18 protein-coding genes and 1 pseudogene are annotated in these 16,835 nt (G+C 74.4%); 14 read left to right on the forward strand and 5 right to left on the reverse strand.

What is annotated here, in order from left to right:
• Positions 1 to 6: 6 nt before the first annotated feature.
• Positions 7 to 129 (reverse strand): hypothetical protein, encoded by a 123-nt coding sequence (locus tag FA582_RS17440; protein ID WP_272941898.1) that lies wholly within the window; start codon positions 127 to 129, stop codon positions 7 to 9.
• Between the two features lie 76 nt (positions 130 to 205).
• Here FA582_RS17440 and FA582_RS15220 point away from each other — a divergent pair, with 76 nt between their 5' ends.
• Positions 206 to 1,138, forward strand: a complete 933-nt coding sequence (locus FA582_RS15220; RefSeq protein WP_010146680.1) for a LysR substrate-binding domain-containing protein — start codon at positions 206 to 208, stop codon at positions 1,136 to 1,138.
• A gap of 2 nt (positions 1,139 to 1,140) precedes the next feature.
• Here the strand turns inward: FA582_RS15220 and FA582_RS15225 are convergent, their stop codons facing one another.
• Both FA582_RS15225 and FA582_RS15230 read right to left on the reverse strand, forming a co-directional pair.
• The gene (locus tag FA582_RS15225; RefSeq protein WP_010146681.1) at positions 1,141 to 1,545 is read right to left on the reverse strand and encodes an ankyrin repeat domain-containing protein; all 405 of its coding nucleotides are present in this window, start codon (positions 1,543 to 1,545) and stop codon (positions 1,141 to 1,143) included.
• 25 nt (positions 1,546 to 1,570) lie between these two features.
• Positions 1,571 to 2,488 (reverse strand): cation diffusion facilitator family transporter, encoded by a 918-nt coding sequence (locus tag FA582_RS15230; RefSeq protein ID WP_010146682.1) that lies wholly within the window; start codon positions 2,486 to 2,488, stop codon positions 1,571 to 1,573.
• 254 nt (positions 2,489 to 2,742) lie between these two features.
• Between FA582_RS15230 and FA582_RS15235 the strand changes: the two genes are divergently transcribed.
• Together FA582_RS15235 and FA582_RS15240 are read left to right on the forward strand one after the other, a co-directional pair.
• Entirely contained in the window at positions 2,743 to 3,396 is a 654-nt protein-coding gene (locus FA582_RS15235) for a HEAT repeat domain-containing protein (RefSeq protein WP_238705450.1), read from the forward strand.
• Between the two features lie 74 nt (positions 3,397 to 3,470).
• Positions 3,471 to 4,697: an AAA family ATPase gene (locus tag FA582_RS15240; protein WP_010146684.1), complete on the forward strand. Its 1,227-nt coding sequence runs from the start codon at positions 3,471 to 3,473 to the stop codon at positions 4,695 to 4,697.
• 17 nt (positions 4,698 to 4,714) lie between these two features.
• Here FA582_RS15240 and FA582_RS15245 read toward each other — a convergent pair whose 3' ends face one another.
• Positions 4,715 to 5,536 (reverse strand): SGNH/GDSL hydrolase family protein, encoded by an 822-nt coding sequence (locus tag FA582_RS15245; RefSeq protein ID WP_010146685.1) that lies wholly within the window; start codon positions 5,534 to 5,536, stop codon positions 4,715 to 4,717.
• Positions 5,537 to 5,613: 77 nt separating this feature from the next.
• Positions 5,614 to 5,886 (reverse strand): HU family DNA-binding protein, encoded by a 273-nt coding sequence (locus FA582_RS15250; RefSeq protein ID WP_010146686.1) that lies wholly within the window; start codon positions 5,884 to 5,886, stop codon positions 5,614 to 5,616.
• A gap of 644 nt (positions 5,887 to 6,530) precedes the next feature.
• Here FA582_RS15250 and FA582_RS15255 point away from each other — a divergent pair.
• The 11 genes and pseudogenes from FA582_RS15255 to cobS all read left to right on the forward strand — a co-directional run.
• Positions 6,531 to 7,010: pseudogene (locus FA582_RS15255) on the forward strand (aminotransferase class I/II-fold pyridoxal phosphate-dependent enzyme); the annotation flags it as partial.
• 257 nt (positions 7,011 to 7,267) lie between these two features.
• Positions 7,268 to 8,275, forward strand: coding sequence for an ABC transporter substrate-binding protein (locus FA582_RS15260; RefSeq protein ID WP_010146688.1), 1,008 nt, complete (start codon positions 7,268 to 7,270; stop codon positions 8,273 to 8,275).
• A 13-nt stretch (positions 8,276 to 8,288) separates the two neighbouring features.
• Entirely contained in the window at positions 8,289 to 9,368 is a 1,080-nt protein-coding gene (locus FA582_RS15265) for a FecCD family ABC transporter permease (protein ID WP_010146689.1), read from the forward strand.
• On the forward strand, positions 9,365 to 10,204 hold the full coding sequence (locus tag FA582_RS15270) for an ABC transporter ATP-binding protein (RefSeq protein WP_010146690.1): 840 nt from the start codon (positions 9,365 to 9,367) through the stop codon (positions 10,202 to 10,204). Before FA582_RS15265 ends, FA582_RS15270 begins: the two co-directional genes overlap by 4 nt.
• Positions 10,201 to 10,794, forward strand: a complete 594-nt coding sequence (gene cobO, locus FA582_RS15275; protein ID WP_010146691.1) for a cob(I)yrinic acid a,c-diamide adenosyltransferase — start codon at positions 10,201 to 10,203, stop codon at positions 10,792 to 10,794. The genes FA582_RS15270 and cobO overlap by 4 nt, the downstream gene beginning before the upstream one ends.
• The gene (locus FA582_RS15280) at positions 10,795 to 12,450 is read left to right on the forward strand and encodes a cobyric acid synthase (RefSeq protein ID WP_010146692.1); all 1,656 of its coding nucleotides are present in this window, start codon (positions 10,795 to 10,797) and stop codon (positions 12,448 to 12,450) included.
• On the forward strand, positions 12,444 to 13,172 hold the full coding sequence (locus FA582_RS15285; RefSeq protein WP_051125101.1) for an adenosylcobinamide amidohydrolase: 729 nt from the start codon (positions 12,444 to 12,446) through the stop codon (positions 13,170 to 13,172). Before FA582_RS15280 ends, FA582_RS15285 begins: the two co-directional genes overlap by 7 nt.
• Positions 13,169 to 14,335 (forward strand): CobD/CbiB family cobalamin biosynthesis protein, encoded by a 1,167-nt coding sequence (locus FA582_RS15290; RefSeq protein WP_158640894.1) that lies wholly within the window; start codon positions 13,169 to 13,171, stop codon positions 14,333 to 14,335. The genes FA582_RS15285 and FA582_RS15290 overlap by 4 nt, the downstream gene beginning before the upstream one ends.
• A 67-nt stretch (positions 14,336 to 14,402) precedes the next feature.
• The gene (gene cobU, locus FA582_RS15295) at positions 14,403 to 14,927 is read left to right on the forward strand and encodes a bifunctional adenosylcobinamide kinase/adenosylcobinamide-phosphate guanylyltransferase (protein WP_010146696.1); all 525 of its coding nucleotides are present in this window, start codon (positions 14,403 to 14,405) and stop codon (positions 14,925 to 14,927) included.
• 5 nt (positions 14,928 to 14,932) lie between these two features.
• Positions 14,933 to 16,021, forward strand: coding sequence for a nicotinate-nucleotide--dimethylbenzimidazole phosphoribosyltransferase (cobT, locus tag FA582_RS15300; protein WP_010146697.1), 1,089 nt, complete (start codon positions 14,933 to 14,935; stop codon positions 16,019 to 16,021).
• Positions 16,022 to 16,026: 5 nt separating this feature from the next.
• Entirely contained in the window at positions 16,027 to 16,776 is a 750-nt protein-coding gene (gene cobS / locus FA582_RS15305) for an adenosylcobinamide-GDP ribazoletransferase (protein WP_010146698.1), read from the forward strand.
• Positions 16,777 to 16,835: the final 59 nt, after the last annotated feature.

The following is a 16,835-nucleotide window of genomic DNA, read 5'->3' on the forward strand; positions in this document are numbered from 1 at the left end:
GCGGGGTCAGCGAAGAGAGCGCTGCGTGGCGGAGGGCCACGCCACGACGGCCGCGCTGCGGGTGGCGGGCAGGGAGCGGATGTCGTGCTGCGAGCGACCGACGAGGAGCGAGATCAGGTATTTGGCCATACGTCTACGGTCCTCGACTCCGACCCATACGTCCAATGTCTTCTAGTCACCTCAACCATGCGCTAGCGTCATAGATGTGGAGATCCAGACGCTGCGGTGGTTCCAGCTCGTCGCCGACGGGGTCACGGTCACCGAGGTGAGCGAGCTGGAGATGGTCTCCCAGCCCGCGGTGTCGCGGGCCCTGGGCCGGCTCGAGCGGGAGATCGGCGCTCCGCTCCTGCGCCGGGAGGGCCGAGTGCTGCGGATGACGCATGCCGGCACTCTCTTCAAACGTCACGTCGACGCCCTCCTGCACGAGCTGGACGACGGTGTCGCCGCGGTGCAGCAGCTCCTCGACCCCGAGACCGGCACCGTCACGGTCGCCTTCCAGCCCTCGCTCGGCACCTGGCTCGTCCCCGATCTCGTGACGAGCTTCCGCGCCGCCCACCCCGAGGTCCGGCTCGACCTGCGCACCAAGGACGACGAGACGGTCCCTGCTGTCGGTCCGCGCAGCGACGTGGACCTCGAGCTGTCGACCCTGCGCCCGCACCGCGGCGAGGACGAGCCGCGGTGGCGGGCGCTGGTCGCCGAACCGCTGCGGCTCCTCGTCGGGCCCGACCACCGGCTGGCCGACAGTGGCTCCGTCGCGCTGAGCCAGGTCGCCGAGGACCCGTTCGTCGTCATGACGTCGACGTCGGTGCTGCGCAAGCACACCGAGCAGCTCTGCGCGGAGGTGGGTTTCAGCCCCCAGGTGGCCTTCGTCGCGGCCGACCTGCCCACCCTGCGCGGGTATGTCGCAGCGGGGCTGGGGGTGGCGGTCGCACCCACCCGGTGGGGAGGCTCGGTCGCGGCACCGGTCACCGGTCTCCACGTGCTCGCCCTGGAGGATCGCACCGCGACCCGTGACGTCGGGCTGTCCTGGGCTCCCCGCCGCCGGCTCCTGCCCTCGGCCGACCTCTTCCGCCGGCACGTGCTGGAGCGCGCCGAGGCGCGCCTGCTGCCCGAGCCCGTGCCGCCGACGGAGGCGTAGGCTCAGGCGCCCCGGTCGGTGATCAGGTCCTCTCGACCGAACATCGCCGCCGTCTCGCGTGCGGTCGGCTGCCCCGCGTCGACGTCGGCGCCGTGCTCCAGCAGGACCTCCACGACGTCAGCCTCGCCCTTGAAGACCGCGCCCGCCAGGGGCGACTGGCCGCGGTCGTTGAGCCGGTCGACGTCGGCGCCCCGGTCGGCGAGCGCGGCGACGGTCGGGGCGTGCCCGTGGTAGGCCGCGAGCATGAGCAGGGTGTTGCCGGACGGGTCGGTGAGGTCGAGCGGCGCCCCGGCGTCGACGTAGGCCGCGAGCCGTTGCGCCTCCCCGCCCCGGGCGAGGTCGAAGAGGACGTGCGCGAGGTCGACGACCTCCGGCGCAGGGGTGTCGGGGCCGAGCGGGTCGTTCATGGGCGCGAGCCTACGCGCCGCGACATCAGGGGTGGTGGGCGTGCTCGTGGTCGGTATGCCGCCGCATCTCTAGCTGGAAGGTCGAGTGCTCCACGCTGACGTCGAAGTGGCTGGCCACGCAGGTCTGCAGCGCGTCGAGCAGCTGCGGGGCGTGACCGTCGTGGAAGCACTCGTCCTCCACGACGACGTGCGCGGTGAGGACGGGTGTGCCGGTGCCGATCCGCGACACGTGCAGGTCATGCACGTCGAGGACGTGACCGACACCGAGGAGGTGCTCGCGCACCTCGGCCAGGGACAGTCCTGGCGGCACCGACTCCAGCAGGACGCTGCCGGCCTCGCGCAGGATGACCACGGCCCGCGGCAGGATGAGCAGCGCGATGAGCAGGCCCGCGACCGCGTCCGCCTTGACCCACCCGAGGGTCTGGATGAGGACGGCGGAGACGATGACCGCGACCGAGCCGAGTGCGTCAGCCACGACCTCCAGGAAGGCCGCGCGCAGGTTGAGGTTGTCCTCACGACCGCCCGCCAGGACGAGCATCGAGACGAGATTGCCGACCAGGCCCACGACGCCGAAGACGAGCAGCAGACCACCGGCGACGTGCGCCGGGTCGTCCGCGAGCAGACGCCGCACACCCTCGACGAGGGCATACCCCCCGACCGCGAGCAGGACCGTCGCCTGGGCGCCGGCGCCGAGGACCTCGGCCCGGGCATACCCCCAGGTCCGCCGCTCGTTCGGCGGCCTCTGCATGAGCCGGGCCGCGGTGAGCGCGATGAGCAGTCCCCCCGCGTCGGTGAGCATGTGGCCGGCGTCGACGAGCAGCGCGAGGCTGCCGGTGAGGACGGCGCCCACCACGCCGGCCACGAGGACGGTCGCGGTGATGATGAAGGCCAGGAGCAACCGCCTCGAGCTCGAGCCCGCACCGTGGTCGTGGCCTGCACCCATGCCGTCGAGTATCCACCCGCTGCCTCCCGGCTCCGGGATCGGGCCGCCCCGACGTGGGCGCCGCGGCTTGACCCTCACCCTGGGTGAGGAATGAGGCTCGGGCCGACCGCGTTGACCGAAGCGACCCGAGGAGAGTGTTGTGACCACCCTGGAGCAGGCCCGCCGGGCCGCCTACGACCTCAGCCCTACCGTGCGCCAGCAGGCCGCGTTGCACCTGGGCACCCATGCCGATGCCTCCGTGACCCCGGAGCTGGGTGTCGCTGCTCGTCGCCGAGCCCGACTTCTTCGTCCGCGAGACCCTCACCTGGGCCGTGGTGCGCCACCCCGCCGCACTGCCGCACCTCGTCGCCGCGCTGGGCTCCGCGCCGGACGCGCGCGTTCAGGTCCTGCACGCACTGAGCAAGATCCAGGCCCCGGAGGCGGTCGGGCACATCCTGCCGTTCGCCGACGACGAGGACCCTGCCGTCGCCCGCAAGGCGTGGTGGGCCCTCGGCCGCACCGGAACTCCCGAGGCCGCCCCCGCCCTGCTGCCCCACCTGGGCACGGGCGAGGAGGAGCACCGGCGCGAGCTGGCACGGGCCTTCGAGCAGCTCGGTGAGCCTGGCGTCGCCGGCCTGTCCGAAGCGCTGACCAGCGACGACGCCGAGGTCCGGGGGCATGCTGCCCAGGCGCTCGTCCTCGTCGGCGACCCCGCCGGGCGGCCGGCCGCACCCGCGCTGGCCCGGATGGCGCAGGTCGACGAGCAGGAGAACGCCCTCGTGGCCCTGGAGGCGCTGGCTGCGCTCGACCACCCCGGCGTGCGCCCTGCCCTGGAGCAGCTCCGGGACGGTGCGGACCGGTTCCGCGCCATGACCGCGCAGTGGCTGCTCGCCGACCGGGAGGAGCGCGGCCTGGGCACGGCGCCGTAGCCGGACGACGGCATACCTGCGCGGTGGACGCACGGGGACCCAGGGTTGTCGGTGCCGTTGCCTAGTGTGGCGGCATGTACTCGACGGTCGCGGTCGGTGGCTACCGCTCCCTCCGAGACGTGGTGCTGCCCCTGGGCCGGCTGACGGTCGTCACCGGGGCCAACGGCACCGGCAAGAGCAGCGTCTACCGCGCGCTGCGGCTTCTCGGTGCCTGCGGCCGGGGCGAGGTGGTCCGCGCCCTGGCCCAGGAGGGCGGCCTGGAGTCGGCGCTGTGGGCCGGCCCGGAGTCGCTCGCCCAGGCGCGGCGTGGCCACGCGTTGCAGGGCACGATGCGGTCGGGCCCGATCAGCGTCCGCCTCGGCGTGGGCGGGACGGAGGCGGACCTGTCCTACCTCGTGGACCTCGGCATCCCGGTGCCGGGAGAATCCGCCTTCGCCCGCGACCCGGAGGTCAAGCGTGAGGCGGTGTGGCGCGGCCCGGTCATGCGCCCGGCGACGTTGGCGGCACGACGCAGACATCACTCGGTCGAGCTGCGCGCCGAGGACGAACGCTGGGAGAAGACGGCGGCAGCGGTCCACCCCTGGGCGAGCATGCTCACCGATGTCGTCGACCCGATCGCGGCGCCCGAGCTCTGGGCGGTACGACAAGAGCTGCGGACGTGGCGGTTCTACGACGGCTTCCGGGTGGATGGTGAGGCACCCGCCCGTAGGCCTCAGGTCGGCACCCGCACCTGGGCGCTGGCCGAGGACGGCTCGGACCTCGCGGCGGCGCTGCAGACGATCCGCGAGGACTCCGGCGCCGAGCTCGCGGCAGCCGTCGAGGACGCCTTCGACGGGGCACGGCTCGAGGTCGCCCTCCACGACGGGCTCTTCGACGTCGCGCTGCACCAGCCGGGGATGCTGAGGCCGCTGCGCTCGGCCGAGCTGTCCGACGGCACGCTGCGCTACCTCCTCTGGCTCGCGGCCCTGCTCACGCCGGTCCCGCCGCGGCTGCTCGCGCTCAACGAGCCGGAGACCAGCCTGCATCCGAGCCTCGTGCCTCCGCTGGCGCGGGCGGTGGCCGCCGCGTCGACCCGGGCGCAGGTGGTCCTCGTCACGCACTCCCAGGCGCTGGTCGACGCCCTCGCCGAGGCCGTCCGGGAGCAGCACGCGCTCGCCATCGACCCTCGCGAGGTCGGCGACGACGACCTCGCCGCAGTCCCACCTCTGCGCCTGCACGAGCTCACCAAGGACCTCGGCGAGACCCAGGTGGCCGGCCAGGGCATGCTCACGACACCCAGCTGGGAGTGGGGCCGCCGCTGACGCGCCGCCCCACCTCCTCAGGGTGCTGTCGGCGGCTCGAGCGGCCCGAGGACCGGACGTTTGGGCACCCGCCCGTCACCCGAGCTCTCCCGGCGGATCCGCCGCCGGATCCACGGCCGCAGGTGGGTGGCCACCCACTCCCGGTCCGCCTGGAGCGTCTCGAGCCGGCCCAGCGGCGGAGCCGGCTCCAGCGGCGTCGACCAGCCCTCGTCCTGCTCCAGGCCCAGGGTCCACAGCGCCTGGGCGGCGATCCGGGTATGCCCCTCGCTGCTGAAGTGGATGCGGTCCGCCCCCCACATGCGGGCGTCGTGCAACGAACGCAGCGTGTAGATGTCGACGACGAAGGCGCCGGTGCGCTGGCCGACGGCCCAGAGGTTGGCGGTGTACTCCACCATCCGCGGGTGGACCCGGTTGACCAGGGGCGCCCACGACACGTCGGGGGCGGTGACCAGCAGGACGTCCGCTCCGGTGTCGCGGATCTGGGTGACGGCCCCCTCGAGCCGGTCCATGACCGCCGGCAGCGACACCCGCGGGCGCAGCACGTCGTTGCCGCCGGCCGACAGGCTCACCAGATCGGGGCGCAGGGCGAGCGCCGCCGGCAGTTGCTCGCTGATGACCGCGTCGATGAGCCGGCCGCGGATCGCGAGGTTGGCGTAGCCGAAGGGGGCGCCGAGCTCGCCGTTGCGGGCCGCCAGCGCGGCCGCGACCCGGTCGGCCCAGCCGACGTAGGTGTCCTCGGTGGTGGGGTCGGGGTCCGCGAGGCCCTCGGTGAAGGAGTCCCCCAGGGCGACGAAGCGCTCCCAGACGCGCGGGCTGGGAGCGTCAGGACGGACGGGCATGCTTCAAGGATAGGAAACGCCGACGCCCGGCCGCTCCTCGAGGGAGCGACCGGGCGTCGGACCGAGTGAGCCTCAGCTCAGGAGACGCGCTCCTTGAGCTTGGAGCCAGCCTTGAACGCCGGGGCCTTGCTCGCGGCGATCTGGATCTCGGCGCCGGTCTGCGGGTTGCGGCCGGTGCGGGCCGCGCGCTCGCGGACCTCGAAGGTGCCGAAGCCCGGGAGGGAGACCTTCTCGCCCTTGGCCAGCTCGGCCGAGATGGCCTCGAGCACGGAGCTGACGACCTTGTCGGCAGCGGCCTGGGTCATGCCCGCCTCGCGGGCGACGGCCTCGACGATAACCTTCTTGCTCATGATGACAGCCTTTCGTAGAGCCAATGGATCGGCCACACCGTAGGCAGACGATCGCGCGTTTTGCCAACTCCGAACCCCGGCGCGTCGCGGAATTCCGGGGTTGGACGGTGTGTCTGCCGCCTCGTCGACGGCCGGGAGCCGCCCGGCGAGCACCGTGCACGCGGGGGCACCGTCGGCCGGCAGGACACCCCTCGCACCTAGGCTGAGGGTGTGAGCGTCGGATCGGGTGGGCCGGTCGTCCTCCCTGCGGGGGCGCACGGTGGTGACGGGCCCGCCGTGGCGCGGGCGCTGGGGCTGGACCCCGCCGACCTGCTCGACCTGAGCCAGACGATGAACCCCCTCGCCCCGGCCGTGGCGCCCATGGTGGCGCGGCACCTGGACACCCTCGGGCGCTACCCCGACCCCGGCCCGGCGACCCGCGAGCTCGCCGCCGCCCTGGGGGTGGACCCGGAGCGGCTCCTGCTCACCAACGGCGGCAGCGAGGCGATCCACCTCGTGGCCGCCGAGCTCGGCGGCGGCGTGCGCAGCGAGCCCGACTTCGGCCTGCACCCCGCTCCCCCGACGGCCCGCGGTGGCGCACCGACCCGCACAGCCCCAGCGGCGCGCTCGCGGGCCCGCAGGAGCGGGCCGACGTCTGGGACGAGGCGTTCTACGCCCTCGCCACCGGCCGCTGGACCGCCGACCGGGACACCGCGAGCGCCACGGTCGGCTCTCTCACCAAGACCTTCGCCTGCCCCGGGCTGCGCCTCGGGTATGCCGTGGCCGACCCGGACGTGGTCGACCGGCTGCGGGCGCGCCAACCGCACTGGTCGGTGGGCACCCCCGCCCTCGCCGTGCTGCCGGACCTGCTCGCCGCCGCCGACCTGCCCGCCTGGGCGGACGGCATACGCGCGCTGCGTCGGGAGCTGACCGACCTGCTGGCCGGCCACGGGCTGAGCGTCGAGGCCGCCGACGCCCCGTGGGTGCTCGTGCACCGGCAGGGGCTCCGGGAGGCGCTGGCCCCGCTCGGGGTGCTCGTGCGGGACTGCACTAGCTTCGGCCTGCCCGGGGTCGCCCGGGTCGCGGTGCCCGACGCCGACGGGCTGCAGCGGCTGGGGCGGGCGCTCGACGCCGTGGGAGGGTGACCCTCGGGCCGGTGCGCGAGCGGGGCACGGTGGCCTAGACTGGCGCGCGTCGTGCAGACGAAGTCCGGTGAGAACCCGGCACTGTCCCGCAACGGTGGAGTCACCCGCCCGTCCCGACGAGGCGCGAGGTGACCGAGTCCGGTCGAACTGCCCGATGATCCGAGACCACATGCCCTCGAGGACCTAGGGCCGGTTCGGACGACGGACACCAGTCCCGTCGCTCGGGCGGAACCTCCCTCGACCGACAGGAGACCGCCATGAGCATCCGTCCCACTTCCCGCCTGGCCTGCGCCCTCGCGCTCGGCCTCGTCCTCGCCGCCTGCGGTGGCGAGAGCACCGACTCCGGCCCCGAGGACACCCCCGCCGCAGGGGGCGAGTCCGACTCCAGCACCGCCGGCACCGACGAGGCCGCCGAGTCCGAGATGGCCGGACCGGGCAGCTTCCCGCTGACCGTCGACACCACCGCGGGCGAGGTGACCCTGGAGGAGCAGCCGCAGCAGATCGTCTCCCTCTCCCCCTCGGCCACCGAGATCCTCTTCGCGATCGGTGCCGGCGACCAGGTCGTCGCGGCCGACGCCTTCTCGACCTACCCCGAGGAGGCCCCGACCACCGACCTGTCGGGCTACGAGCCCAACGTCGAGGCCATCGCGGGCTACGAGCCCGACCTCGTCGTCATCTCCGGTGACACCAACGACCTCACCTCCTCGCTCAACGCGCTCGACGTGCCGGTCATCGACAACCCGGCGCCCACGACGATCGAGGAGGGCTGGGACGGCATGGCCATGCTCGGCCTGGCCACCGGCCACCCCGACGAGACCGCCGAGGTCATCGCCGACCTGCGCGAGCAGGTGGACGCCGCCTTCGCCGAGGCGCCGCAGGGCGTCGAGGGCCTGCGGGTCTACCACGAGCTGGACGAGACCTTCTTCTCCGCGAGCAGCAACAGCTTCATCGGTGACGTCTACAGCCAGTTCGGCGCGGTCAACATCGCCGACGAGGCCGACACCGACGGAACGGGCTACCCGCAGCTGACCGAGGAGGCCATCATCGAGGCCGACCCGCAGCTCATCGTCATCACCGACCAGGTGTCCTACACCGCCGAGGACGTCGCGGCCCGCCCCGGCTGGTCGGAGGTCGCGGCCGTGAAGAACGGCAACATCGTCACCGTCTCCGCCGACATCTCCTCCCGCTGGGGGCCGCGCCTGCCCGAGCTGGTCACCACGCTGTCCGACGCGATGAGCCAGGTCAGCGTCCCCGCCAACGGCTGAGACGGCTTACCCGATGACGACCCGCACCCACGCGCCCACCGATGCGCTCGACGAGGCTGCTGACCGCGCCTTCCGGCTCTCGGTGCCCGCGCTGCTCGGGTGCACGGCCCTGCTGCTCCTGGCGATCCTGGCCTCGGCCACGCAGGGGGCGGCGGGGCTGCCGGTCGAGGGAGTCGTCCGCGCACTCGTCGGTGCCCTGCCCGGCATCGAGCTGACGCAGACGCTCACCACCGCACAGGAGGCGGTGCTGTGGCAGATCCGCCTGCCGCGCACCATCCTCGCGGCGCTCGTCGGCGCCAGCCTGGCGATGGCCGGCGCCGGCTACCAGGGGGTCTTCCGCAACCCGCTCGCCGACCCCTACCTGCTCGGGGTCTCGGCCGGGGCCGGCCTGGGGGCGGTGCTCGCGCTCGGCTTCGGGCTCGACCTCGCGTGGGGCCCGATCGCCGCGCTGCCGATGGCCGCCTTCGTCGGGGCGGTGCTCGCCGTCACCGGCTCGGTGCTCGTGGCGCGCGGGTCCTTCCGCGACCCGGCGACGCTGCTGCTCGCCGGTGTCGCGATGGCGGCGCTCTTCTCCGCGACGCAGACGTATGCCCTCACCCGGCTCGACGAGACCCGCGCCCGCGAGGTGCTCTCCTGGCTCTTCGGCCGGCTCGCGACGCACGGCTGGGGCCCGGTGACCCTGCTGCTGCCCTACGTGCTGCTCGCCGGGGCGGTGCTGTGGCTGCACGGCCGCCACCTCGACGTGCTGCGCCTGGGCGATGACGAGGCGCGCGCGCTGGGGCTCTCCCCGGCTCGCTCGCGGCTCGTCGTGGTCGCTGCGGCGACGCTCATCACGGCGGCGGCGGTGTCGGTGAGCGGCCTCATCGCCTTCGTCGGCCTCGTGACCCCTCACCTGGTGCGGCTGCTCGTCGGCCACTCCTACCGCCTCATCGTCCCGCTGTCGGCCATCCTCGGCGCGGCTTTCCTCGCCACGGTCGACATCGGCGCCCGCACCCTCGTCGCGCCGGCCGAGCTGCCCGTCGGGGTCATCACCGCCTTCGTCGGCGCCCCCTTCTTCTGCGTCGTGCTGTGGCGCCGGAAGGTCGACTCATGACGACCCACCCGCTCACCCCCGCCCACGCCCTGCGCACCCGCGACATCCGGGTCTCCTTCGCCGGCACCGAGGTCGTCGCCGGGGTCGACCTCGACCTGCGGGCCGGCGAGTGGCTCGGGCTCATCGGCCCCAACGGCTCGGGCAAGTCCACCTTCCTGCGCTCCCTCGTGCGGCTCGTCCCCCGCACCGGCAGCGTCGAGCGGGGCGACGGCACCGCGCCCGGCCCCACCGACCTCTCGCTCATGCCGCAGTCGCCCGAGCTGCCGCCCGGGATGACCGTCGTCGAGTACGTCCTGCTCGGCCGCACCGCCCACCTCGGCTGGCTCTCCATGGAGTCACGGGCGGACCGTCGGATCGCCACCGACGTGCTGCGCCGCCTCGGGCTCGCGTCCTTCGCCCGGCGCCCGGTGCGCAGCCTCTCCGGTGGCGAGGCGCAGCGCGTCGTCATCGGCCGGGCGCTGGTCCAGCAGAGCCCGATCCTGCTGCTCGACGAACCCACCAGCGCGCTCGACGTCGGCCACCAGGTCGAGGTCCTCGAGCTGGTCGACGAGCTGCGCCGCGAGGACGGCCTCACCGTCGTCGCCGCGATGCACGACCTGGGGATGGCGGCCCGGTATGCCGACCGCCTCCTCCTGCTCGAGCGGGGCGCCCAGGTGGCGCTCGGCACGCCCCAGGAGGTCCTGGAGCCGACGCTGCTCAGCCGCGTCTACCACCACCCGGTGCGGGTCCACCGGCTCGACGGCCACCTCATCGTGCTCCCCGAGGCCCGCGCACCGCATACCCCGACCTCGGCGCCGACACCCCTGCCCACCCGGCACACCACGGAGGCCTCGTGAACGACGACACCGGCACCGGCGAGCACGCCGAGCCCCGCACGAAGCGGCCCTACGACCGGCGCGAGCTGCGCTCCGCACCCTCCCTGGTGCTCGTCAACACCGGCCATGGCAAGGGCAAGTCCACCGCCGCCTTCGGCACCCTGCTGCGCAGCCGCGGGCGGGACTGGCCGACCGCGTGCGTGCAGTTCCTCAAGTCCGGCACGTGGCGGACCGGCGAGGAGGCGATGCTGCGTCAGCTCGGGGTTAAGTGGTTCAGCGCGGGCGACGGCTTCTCCTGGGACAGCACCGATCTCGACGAGAGCCGCGCCAAGGCGGTCGCCGCCTGGGAGTTCAGCGCCGGGCTCATCGCCGCGGGCGAGCACCGGATGATCATGCTCGACGAGATCTCCTACCCCATGAACTGGGGCTGGATCGAGGTCGAGGCCGTCGTCGAGGTCCTGCGCGGGCGCCCCGAGGATGTCAGCGTCTTCCTCACCGGCCGGGAGATGCCGCAGCCGGTCATCGACGTCGCCGACACGGTCACCGAGATGGTCCCGGTCAAGCACGCCTTCCAGCAGGGGATCCGCGCGCGGCGGGGGATCGACTACTAGATGGGCGCGGTGCTGGTCGCGGGTGCCACCAGCGGCGCCGGCAAGTCGACGGTCACGTCCGCGCTGTGCCGCGCCCTGGCCCGGCGCGGGGTCGACGTCGCGCCCTTCAAGGCGCAGAACATGTCGAACCACAGCGCGGTCACCCCCGACGGCGGCGAGCTCGGGCGCGCCCAGGCGATGCAGGCGCTGGCCGCGCGGGTCGACACCGACCGGCGCATGGGCCCGGTGCTGCTCAAGCCGTCCGGGATGCGCTCGCACGTCGTCGTGCTCGGGGACGAGGTCGGCGTCGACGACGCCCTGAGCTATGGCGACCGCGCGCGGTCCCTGCGCCCCGTCGTCCTCGAGGCGCTCACGTCGCTGTGTCGCGATCACGCGGTGGTCGTCGCCGAGGGTGCCGGAGGCGCGGCCGAGCCCAACCTCCTCGACCGGGACGTCGTCAACCTGCCGCTGGCGGCGGCGGCGGGGATGCCGGCCGTGCTCGTCGTCGACATCGACCGCGGCGGTGCCTTCGCGGCGGCCTTCGGCACGTGGGCGCTGCTCCCGGAACGGCTCCGGTCCTGTCTGCGCGGGGTGGTCCTCAACGGCATGCGCGGAGACGTCTCCCTGCTCGACCCCGCCGTGCGCGACCTCGAGGCGCGCACCGGCATACCCGTCCTCGGGGTGCTGCCGCACCTCGGCGAGCACCTCATGCTCGGCGTCGAGGACTCCCTGGATCTGCGCGCAGCCGGTCGGCCCTCGCCCGAGGAGGGGCCGGGCGAGGGTCGACCGCTGCGCGTGGGCGTCGTCGCCCTGCCCCACCTGGCCAACCCCTCCGACCTCGACCCGCTCGTGCTCGAGCCGTCGGTCGAGCTGAGGTGGGCGACGCGGCCGGGCGACCTGCACGACGTCGACCTCGTGCTCCTGCCGGGGACCCGCGCCACCCTCGCCGACCTCGCCTGGCTGCGGGAGCGCGGTCTCGCCGAGGCGATCGTGCGCCTGGCGCAGGACCCCGCCGGGCCGCACGTCCTGGGGATCTGCGGTGGCTACCAGATGCTCGGGGAGGAGATCGAGGACGACGGCATCGAGGCTGACCCCCACCGAGCGCCGCAGATGGTCGCCCCCGCACCCCACCGAGCGTCGCAGATGGTCGCCCCCGACCCCCACCGAGCGTCGCAGATGGTTGCCCCCGACCCCCACCGGGCGTCGCAGATGGTCGCGCCTCGGGACGGCGTCGTGCCCGGGCTGGGTCTGCTCCCGGTGTCGACCCGCTTCGCCCGGCCCAAGGTGGTGCGCCGTGTCGTCGGGCGGGTCGCGGGCGGGTCGTCTGCCGTGTCGGGGTACCAGATCCACCTCGGCAGGGTGACCGCTCAGGAGGATGCTGCCCGCTGGCTCAGCCTCGACGAGGCGGGCGAGGAGGGGTGCCTCAGCACGGACCACCGGGTGCGCGGCACGACGGTGCACGGCGTGCTCGACGAGGACACGATGCGGCACGCGTTCCTCGGCGCGGTCGCCACGGTCCGGGGGCGCGACTTCCGGCCCTCGCCGGTGCCCTACGCCGAGGCGCTGGACGCCCATCTGGAGCACCTCGCCGACTGGGTGGAGCAGCACCTCGACGTCGACGCCCTGCTGGCGCTCACGCAGACCGCTGCCGTACCGGGTGAGGGGCCGGGATGGTGAGCTTCCGCCTCGAGCACGAGGCCCGGGCCCTCGTCTGGGAGGTGCCCGACGGGTGGGTGGCCCTCGGCTCGGCCTCGGTCGGTGGCGGGCTCACCCACCCTCGATGGGTGAGCAACCTCGACGTCGGTGACGACTTCCGTCGGACCGACCTGGCGGCCTACGCCGCCGAGCGCTCCGCAGGGCTGGGACTCGCCGGTCCGGGCACCACGCTGCTCACCGCCGCGGACGTGCGGCAGGTCGAGCACGCCGAGGTCGAGGGGGTGCGCTGCTGGGCGACCGTCGGCGTGACCAAGCCGACGTGGCCGGTGCCACCGGGAGGAAGCCAGCACGGCGACGCGGCTCCACAGGGCACGCGCACCATGGGCGAGCATCCCGGGCCCGCGCACCACGGGCCTCCCTCTCCGGGCACCATCAACCTCGTCGTGGCCGCACCCGTCCCGCTCAGCGTCTCCGCGCTGGTCCAGGCGGTGGGCACCATCACCGAGGCCAAGGCCCAAGTGCTCGTGCAGGCCGACGTGCCGGGCACCGGCACAGCCAGCGACGCGGTCGTCGTGCTCTGCCCCGACCCTTCGAGGTCGGACGGTGCGGCGGAGGCCTTCGCGGGCGTCCGATCGGTCTGGGGTCGGCGGGTCGCCGCCGCCGTGCACGCCACCGTGGCCGCCGGGCTCACGGCACACCCGTGGCGGCCCGGAGGCTCGGGGCGACCCGGGGTGGTCTGGTGACGCGCTCACCCTGGTCGGCGCATCGCACCGTGGTGCACCGCGCGCTGGCACCACACACCACGAAGCGTCGCGGCCCGACCTCACGCACCCCAGCACCCCGCACCCCGACCTCCCGCACCCTGGGGCATCGCGGCCTGGGCGTGGCGGCCGGGCTGGTGCTGGACCGCCTGCTCGGCGAACCCCCGGACGCCTGGCACCCGGTCGCGTGGTTCGGCACGGCGATGGGGGGCATCGAGGAATCGGTCTATGCCGACCGGCACGGGGCGGGCGCTGCTTATGCCGTGACGGGAGCGGCCCTCGGCGCCCTCGCCGGCAGCTGCCTCGCCCGGCTGGGCACCCCCGGCCTCGCGGTCGCGGTCGGAGTCGCGAGCGCGGGGCGGATGCTGCGGCATACCTCGGCGGACCTCGAGGCACTCCTGCTCACGGACGACCTCGCCGGGGCACGGGAGCGGCTCCCGTGGCTGGTGGGGCGCGACCCGAGCGGGCTGGACGAGGCGGGCATCGCCGCTGCCGTCGTCGAGTCGCTCGCCGAGAACACCGTCGACGCCGTCGTCGCGCCCGCCTTCTGGGGGCTCGTCGCCGGGGCGCCGGGCGTGCTCGTCCACCGGGCGGTCAACACGATGGATGCGATGGTGGGGCACCGCAGCGCGAGGTATGCCCGCTTCGGCACCGTCGCCGCCCGCGCCGACGACGTCATGGCCTGGGTGCCGGCGCGGCTCTTCGCGGGCCTCGTCGCGATGGACGCCGGCTCGCGTGGCCTCCTGGGTGGGGTCTGTGCACCGTTGTCGGGGCAGAGCGCAGGACATATGTGCCGTCCTGGTCCACGAAGCGTGCACAGGTCCGCAGGTGGAGGGGCCGGCGGCTCCGGGAGGCAGGTCCTGGCCGTCGTGGCGCGCGACGCCCCGGCACACCCCTCGCCCAACGCCGGGGTCGCCGAGAGCGCGGTGGCCGGTGCGCTCGGCGTCGAGCTCGGCGGCCCGCTGGAGTATGCCGGTCGGCACGAGGAGCGTCCCCGGCTCGGCTCCGGTCCACGCCCCGGCCCGCACGACATCGACCGGGCGCGCGCGCTCGTCGACCGGGTCGAGCGGACCCTCGTGCTGGCCGGCGTGGCACTGTGGCTGCTCGACCGCGCGACCGCGCGCCGGGGACACCGATGGACGTGACTCCCCGAGGACACGCTGACCACGACCGCCCGGAGGACGTCATGACCGCGACCACCCGGAGGTACCGATGACCCTGGCCCTGCTCACCGGCGGCGCCCGTAGCGGCAAGTCGGCCCTGGCGGTGCGCCGCGCCGGGCGCAGCGGGCGGCCGGTCGTCTTCGTCGCCACCGGCCAGGCCCGCGACGAGGAGATGGCCGACCGCATCGCCCGCCACCGCGCCGAACGCCCCGAGGAGTGGGACACCGTCGAGGCCCCCCTCGACCTCGTCGGGGCCTGCGCGGCCCTCGAACCCGGAGCCTGCGTGGTCGTCGACTGCCTGGCGCTGTGGGTCTCCAACCTCATGGAGCACGGTGACGACGAGGCCACCACCCTCGACCGGGCCCGTGCGCTGGCAGGGTGGGCGACGGCATACCGTGGCGCGGTCGTCGTCGTGACCAACGAGGTCGGTCTGGGGATCGTCCCCATGCACCCGGTGTCGAGGGACTACCGTGACCGTCTGGGCCGGGTCAACGCCGTCCTGGCCCGGGAGGCTGACCTGGCGCAGCTCGTCGTCGCCGGCCGCACCCTCACCCTCGACCCTCTGGAGGACTGACCAGCATGAGCGAGACCGGGCAGAGCGCTGACCGCGCCCTGATCGAGCGTACGATCGCCGCGATCGGCGGCCCCGACCACGAGAGTTCCGCGGCGGTCGCCCGCGCCTTCGACGGCAAGGTCAAGCCCGTGCACAGCCTGGGCCGGCTGGAGGGACTCGCGGCGCGGATCGCGGCCATCCAGGGCACGACGACGCCGAGGGTCGACTCCCCGGTCGTCCTCGTGTGCGCAGCCGACCACGGGATCGCGCGGGCGGGCGTCAGCGTCTACCCGCAGGAGGTCACCGCCCAGATGCTCACGACCTTCGCGAGCGGCCGAGCCGCGGTCTCGATCCTCGCGCACCAGGCCGACGCCCAACTCGTCGTGGCCGACCTCGGTGTCGTCGAGCCGCCTGAGGTTCACCCGAGGTATGCCCCCGTGCTGGACCGGCGGGTCCGCGCCGGCACCGACAACAGCGCCGACGGGCCGGCGATGACCATGGCGGAGGCCGAGCAGGCGGTGGCGACCGGGATCCGGCTGGCCGAGGAGCTCATCGAGGGGGGCGCCGACCTCATCGCGCTCGGTGAGATGGGGATCGGTAACACGACCACCGCCAGCGTGCTGACCTCCGGCATCCTCGACCGCGACCCCGCCCGGGTCGTGGGCGGCGGCACCGGGGTCCAGGGTGAGGAGCTCGCGCACAAGGTGGAGATGGTCGACGCCGTGCTCGCGCGTCACGGAGACGTCGAGGACCCGTGGGACGTGCTCGCGGCGATGGGCGGGCTCGAGATCGCCGCGCTCGCCGGGGTCGCCCTGGCGTGCGCCGCCCACCGCGTGCCCGCCCTGCTCGACGGCTTCATCAGCACCGCCGGGGCGCTGGTGGCGTGGCGTCTGGCACCGGGTGCTGCCGACGCGATGATCGCCGCGCACCGCTCGACCGAGCCCGGACACTCCATGCAGCTGGAGGAGCTGGGTCTCACCCCGCTGCTCGACCTCGAGATGCGCCTGGGGGAGGCGAGCGGTGCAGCCCTGGCGATCCCGCTCATCCGCTCCACCCTCGCGCTGCTGCAGGACATGGGCGACCTGGCCGATCTCGGCCTGCCGCAGGACACCTGAGCGGCATGATCGACGGGCTGCGCGACGCGACGAGCTTCCTCACGCGGGTGCCGGTGCGCAGCCGGGGCCGCTTCGACCTCGCCGGGGCCGCGTGGGCCTTCCCCGTCGTGGGGGCCGCGGTGGGGGCGGTCGGCGGCGGTGTCGCGTGGGCCACCCACCTGCTGCTGCCCACCCTCGTCGCGGCGACGGTGGCCGTGCTCGCCGAGGTCGTGCTCACCGGGGCGTTGCACCTCGACGGCCTGGCCGACTGCGCGGACGGGTGTGGGGGGCACGACCGGGAGAGCCGGTTGCGGATCATGAAGGACCATGCGGTCGGGGTCTACGGGGCCGCCGCGGTGGTGCTCGCGCTGCTGCTGCAGGTCGGGGTCGTGCATGCCCTGCTCGGGCTGCTCGACGGGTGGGAGATCCTCGCCGTCCTCGCGTCGGTCGGCGCCCTGTCGCGGGCGGCGATGCTCGTCGTGGCGGTGCGCCTGCCGTCGGCGCGGCCGGAGGGCACCGCCGGACCGCTCGTCCGCGGGCTCCTGCCGGCCCAGGTGATGGTGGCGAGCGGCCTCGCCGGGCTGTCGACACTCGCGCTCTGGCCGGTCGACGTGTGGGCAGGGGTGGCGGCACTGGTCGCCGTCGGCGTCACCCCGCTCGCCGTGGGCGCGTGGGCGACCCGGATGCTCGGCGGGGTCACGGGCGACGTGCTCGGCGCGACCGCGGTGCTCACCCAGCTCGGCGCCCTTCTCGCGGTCGTGGCCGTTCTGGGCTGAGCTTCCCGAGTCGGGGACGGAGCAACGAGCGCCCGTCGGGAGCTGGCTGAGCCGCCGGT

Source organism: Serinicoccus profundi (genome assembly GCF_008001015.1).
GTDB classification, from domain to species: Bacteria; Actinomycetota; Actinomycetes; order Actinomycetales; family Dermatophilaceae; genus Ornithinicoccus; species Ornithinicoccus profundi.

Bases quoted from the DNA above. Each gene is read 5' to 3' on its own strand.
- FA582_RS17440 (WP_272941898.1), bottom strand. From the start codon at position 129: ATGGCCAAATACCTGATCTCGCTCCTCGTCGGTCGCTCGCAGCACGAC.
- FA582_RS15225 (WP_010146681.1), bottom strand. From the start codon at position 1,545: ATGAACGACCCGCTCGGCCCCGACACCCCTGCGCCGGAGGTCGTCGAC.
- FA582_RS15230 (WP_010146682.1), bottom strand. From the start codon at position 2,488: ATGGGTGCAGGCCACGACCACGGTGCGGGCTCGAGCTCGAGGCGGTTG.
- FA582_RS15240 (WP_010146684.1), top strand. From the start codon at position 3,471: ATGTACTCGACGGTCGCGGTCGGTGGCTACCGCTCCCTCCGAGACGTG.
- FA582_RS15245 (WP_010146685.1), bottom strand. From the start codon at position 5,536: ATGCCCGTCCGTCCTGACGCTCCCAGCCCGCGCGTCTGGGAGCGCTTC.
- FA582_RS15250 (WP_010146686.1), bottom strand. From the start codon at position 5,886: ATGAGCAAGAAGGTTATCGTCGAGGCCGTCGCCCGCGAGGCGGGCATG.
- FA582_RS15260 (WP_010146688.1), top strand. From the start codon at position 7,268: ATGAGCATCCGTCCCACTTCCCGCCTGGCCTGCGCCCTCGCGCTCGGC.
- FA582_RS15265 (WP_010146689.1), top strand. From the start codon at position 8,289: ATGACGACCCGCACCCACGCGCCCACCGATGCGCTCGACGAGGCTGCT.
- FA582_RS15270 (WP_010146690.1), top strand. From the start codon at position 9,365: ATGACGACCCACCCGCTCACCCCCGCCCACGCCCTGCGCACCCGCGAC.
- FA582_RS15280 (WP_010146692.1), top strand. From the start codon at position 10,795: ATGGGCGCGGTGCTGGTCGCGGGTGCCACCAGCGGCGCCGGCAAGTCG.
- FA582_RS15285 (WP_051125101.1), top strand. From the start codon at position 12,444: ATGGTGAGCTTCCGCCTCGAGCACGAGGCCCGGGCCCTCGTCTGGGAG.
- cobU (WP_010146696.1), top strand. From the start codon at position 14,403: ATGACCCTGGCCCTGCTCACCGGCGGCGCCCGTAGCGGCAAGTCGGCC.
- cobT (WP_010146697.1), top strand. From the start codon at position 14,933: ATGAGCGAGACCGGGCAGAGCGCTGACCGCGCCCTGATCGAGCGTACG.
- cobS (WP_010146698.1), top strand. From the start codon at position 16,027: ATGATCGACGGGCTGCGCGACGCGACGAGCTTCCTCACGCGGGTGCCG.